The organism is Methylibium sp. T29-B (assembly GCF_000576225.1).
In the GTDB taxonomy this organism is placed as follows: Bacteria; Pseudomonadota; Gammaproteobacteria; order Burkholderiales; family Burkholderiaceae_C; genus Methylibium; species Methylibium petroleiphilum.
On the sequence record NZ_AZSN01000243.1, the window covers coordinates 1 to 3,705 of the forward strand.

The 3,705-nt window shown below is 72.9% G+C and carries 6 protein-coding genes; 4 read left to right on the forward strand and 2 right to left on the reverse strand.

All coding sequences use genetic code 11. The features are described from left to right. Window positions 1-986 (forward strand): lysylphosphatidylglycerol synthase domain-containing protein (locus Y694_RS20390; RefSeq protein ID WP_051495945.1); only part of this gene is annotated, 986 nt, incomplete at its 5' end. 100 nt (window positions 987-1,086) lie between these two features. On the opposite strand, the gene Y694_RS20395 is transcribed toward Y694_RS20390, so the two are convergent. Further along, the gene (locus tag Y694_RS20395; RefSeq protein ID WP_051495944.1) at window positions 1,087-1,566 is read right to left on the reverse strand and encodes an SET domain-containing protein; all 480 of its coding nucleotides are present in this window, start codon (window positions 1,564-1,566) and stop codon (window positions 1,087-1,089) included. Between the two features lie 168 nt (window positions 1,567-1,734). On the opposite strand from Y694_RS20395, the gene Y694_RS20400 reads away from it, so the two are divergent. The 3 genes from Y694_RS20400 (at window position 1,735) to Y694_RS20410 (ending at window position 3,306) form a co-directional block, all read left to right on the forward strand. Beyond that, a complete protein-coding gene (locus tag Y694_RS20400; protein WP_011827645.1) occupies window positions 1,735-2,037 on the forward strand; it encodes a hypothetical protein in 303 nt (100 codons plus the stop codon). Between the two features lie 180 nt (window positions 2,038-2,217). Continuing rightward, the gene (locus Y694_RS20405) at window positions 2,218-2,412 is read left to right on the forward strand and encodes a hypothetical protein (protein ID WP_011827644.1); all 195 of its coding nucleotides are present in this window, start codon (window positions 2,218-2,220) and stop codon (window positions 2,410-2,412) included. 9 nt (window positions 2,413-2,421) lie between these two features. Then, window positions 2,422-3,306 (forward strand): YihY/virulence factor BrkB family protein, encoded by an 885-nt coding sequence (locus Y694_RS20410; protein ID WP_011827643.1) that lies wholly within the window; start codon window positions 2,422-2,424, stop codon window positions 3,304-3,306. Between the two features lie 10 nt (window positions 3,307-3,316). Here Y694_RS20410 and Y694_RS20415 read toward each other — a convergent pair. Further along, window positions 3,317-3,705 (reverse strand): membrane integrity-associated transporter subunit PqiC (locus Y694_RS20415; protein WP_036235971.1); only part of this gene is annotated, 389 nt, incomplete at its 5' end.

Genomic DNA, 3,705 nt, shown 5'->3' on the forward strand with positions numbered 1-3,705 from the left:
GCGCGGTCCGGCCGCGCCGCGCTGCGGGCGGGCGGCGCGGCCTCACGTCGCGGCCCTGGTGGCCTTGGGCGAAACGCGGCCTCACGTTGGCCTTCTTCGCGTTCGTCACCTACCTGCTGGTGACCCAGGCCCGCACGGTGGAATGGACCGAGGTGACGGCGTCGGTGAAGAAACTGCCTGCCGCGAGCCTGTGGGCCGCCGCCGCGCTGGCCGCGGCCAGCTATGCGCTCTACAGCTGCTTCGACCTGCTGGGCCGCCACAGCACCGGCCACCCGCTCGGGCCGCGCACGGTGATGGGCGTCAACTTCGTCAGCTACGCCTTCAACCTGAACCTGGGCTCGCTGGTCGGCGGCGTGGCCTTCCGCTACCGGCTGTACGCACGGCTGGGGCTGGACAACGAGGTGATCACGCGCGTGCTGTCGATCAGCATGCTGACCAACTGGCTCGGCTACCTGCTGCTCGCCGGCACGGTGTTCCTGCTGTGGCCGCTGGCGCCGCCGCCCGACTGGAAGCTCGATGGTCGGGCCTTGCAGGTGCTGGGTGGGGTGCTGCTGGCGGCAGCCGTCGCCTACGTGGCGCTGTGCGCCTTCTCGCCGCAGCGCAGCTGGACGCTGCGCGGCCACCGGCTCGATCTGCCCTCCGGCCGCTTCGCGCTGCTGCAGCTGGCGATGTCCAGCGCCAACTGGCTGCTGATGGCCACGCTGGTGTTCGTGCTGCTGCAGCAGCGCATCGACTTCCCCACCGTGCTGGGCGTGCTGCTGGTGGCCGCGATCGCCGGCGTGATCACCCACGTGCCGGCCGGCCTGGGCGTGCTGGAGGCGGTGTTCGTGGCGCTGCTGTCGCACGAGCTGCCGAAGCACGAACTGCTCGGCGCGTTGCTGGCCTACCGGGCGCTCTACTACCTGGGCCCGTTGGCGGTGGCGACGCTGGCCTACCTGGCGATGGAACTGAAGGCGCGCCGTCTGGCGGCGCCCGCGCGCGGCTGACGGCCCGTAGGCACCCACCCGACCGAGCGCCGGGCCGCCCCAAGCCGGCCGGGCGCCCCCTCGGGGGCAGGCTGCGGTACGCCGCAGCCGGGGGCCCACATCAAAGTCGCCCCGCGCAGTTCGGCGCGCCGCAGCGACAGCGCAGACGGCCTTCGTGGTGGCTCTCGCCGTAGTCGACGCAGAGCTCCTCACCGACCGCGATGTCGCGCATGGCGTAGAACTCCACGCGCCCCTGGCGGATGCGCAGCGACGCGTTGGGCGCGCAGGAGTGGTTGGTGAAGCGCAGCGGATCGGCCGACTGCGAGGCGTCGATCGCCCGCCGCTCGGACACCTCGACGATCATGATGCGGGCCTGGCCCCTGGCGCGGCGGCGCGCCTCGCGCACGCTGATCGATTCGCCGCGGATCTCGCCGATCTTGCGGCGCGCCGGAATGGCCTCGGCGGCGAACGCGCCCTGGCCGTCGATCCGACTGGGCCGCACGCTGACGGCGAACTTCTGCGGATCGGCCGGCACGCCCTTGGCGCGCGGCGGGACGGCGCGGGCTTCGGCGGCGGGGACGTTCGCGCTGATGCGTGGCATGGATCGATTGTCGCGTCAAGTCAGCGCGCTTCCAAAGCGCGCGTCGGATGTCACGTTCGCAGGCGGCAGGGTGGAGAACTGACCCGGCGAAGGCCCGCTTTTCCCCTTCATGTCCGGGGTGCGCGGCCGATAAGCTTCGTACCAGTCCCATCGACGTCAGCACACACCATGAGCTACGCACACACCAACACTGCCCACCGTTCTTCGTCGCTGCACGCCCTGCGCAGCCGCGATGCGATCGAATGGGAGGAACTGCCCTCGTTCGCCGATTCGCTGACCCAGCGCCTCGTCGTGCTCGGCCAGCGCCCGCTGGGCGAACGCATCGAGGCGGCTTCGCCGGCCTGGGTCGAGACCATGGCGGCCGACCTCGACCTGCTGCCGCCGTCGGAGCCGTTCCGCGAAGCCTTCCAGGGCCTGCACACCCGCGAGGTGCACGAGCCCGAGGTGTTCCGCCTGTTCTTCGGCGACTGATCGACCCCGGCGCGTGGCGCGGCGCCTGCCGCCGTGCCCCGCCCCGTGTCGGAAGACGCCGACACGCGCTCGCGCCGCCGCCCGACGGACGCGACACCACCCCCCTCCTATCCTTGCCTCATGACGCGCGCACGCGCGGCCGACGCATTCGCGCCCCGGCCCGTGCGCAGGGAGCCGCTCATGCTGCGCAAGATCCTCATGTTCACCGTGACCTCCGGCCTGGCCATGCAACTGGTTCGCAACCTGTCGCGTCGCAAGGCGCAGCGTGAAGCGCTGCTCGATCGGGAGGCGGTCCGCACCTGGGAAGAGGAAGGCGGCGCCGTGAAGCCGGCCGATCCTCCAGCCCGGCCCTCGCCCCGCGCCACCACGCATTGAGTCGCCGCGGTGAAGCTGCCGCGCTGGGACCGCGTGGCGGTTCGCGCCTGGACGCTGTGGGCCGAGCAGCGCATCGGCCGCACCGCCGCCGCGCTGGCGTTCTACACGCTGTTCTCGCTCGCGCCGATCCTCGTGATCGCCACCGCTGTGGCCGGCGCGGTGTGGGGGCGCGAGGCGGTGCAAGGGGACCTGGTGACGCAGCTGTCGCGCGTGGTCGGCACCGAGGGCGGCCGGCTGCTGCAGGAGATGATCGCCAACGCCTACCGCTCGACCCGCGGCGCTTGGGCCACGCTGGCGGCCGTCGGCGCCACGCTGTTCGGCGCCAGTGCGGTGTTCGCCGAGTTGCGCGCCGCCTTCGAGCAGCTGTGGCGCCGTGACGGCGCGCCCGATCTGCCGCTCGGCCGGCTGCTGGCAGCGCTGGTGTCGGCCCGGCTGCGTGGCGTGGCGGTGGTGATCGGCATCGGCTTCGTGCTGCTCGCGTCGCTGGTGGTGAACTCGCTGCTCGTCTCGCTGGGCGGTGCCTTCACGCCGATGCTGGCCGGCGGGTTGCTGCAGGCCGGTTGGTTGCTGGTGCTGCCGTGGCTGGTGTCCTTCGCCGTCACGGTGACGATGGTCGCACTGCTGCTGCGCGTGATGCTGCCGGTGCGGTTGCCGCGTCGGCAGCTCGGCGGCGTGGCGGTCTTCGGCGCGCTCGCCTTCGAGGCGGCCAAGGGCCTGGTCAGCGTCTACCTCGGCCACAGCGCGGTGGTGTCGACCTTCGGCGCCGCCGGTTCGGTGGCGATCCTGCTGGTGTGGCTCTACGTCGTGGCCTGCGTCGTGCTGCTGTGCGCCGTGCTGCTGCGCGCGATGTCGCACGACGCCACGCCGAAGTTCGACGGCGCCGGCGGGCCGTGACGGCAACGGCTCAGCGCGTCGCCAGCTCGCCGATCGCCCGGGCGATGTCGCCCGACACGGCCGCCAGTGCCTCCACGTGCGCGGCGGCCAGCGCGTCGTAGCTCGCGTCGACGGGCACCGCGCGGCCGTGGCTGCGTCCGGAGCGCAGCTGGCCGTCGGCCACGCGCCGCACGGTCCACAGCAGCTCGTCGTCGACCGCGACGCCGCGTGTCGCGTCGAGGCGCTGCACGTTCAGCGTGACGCGGAAGGCCGCGTCGGCCACCGCCACCTGCGGGTAGGCATAGACGAGCGGCGTGCCGAGCGCGGCGGCGAGCTGCTCGGCGACCACGCGCCCGAGCGCGAAGCGCAGCGGCTCGGCCCAGCGGTGCGCCTCCGAGACCTCGACGCGCTGCCGGCGGC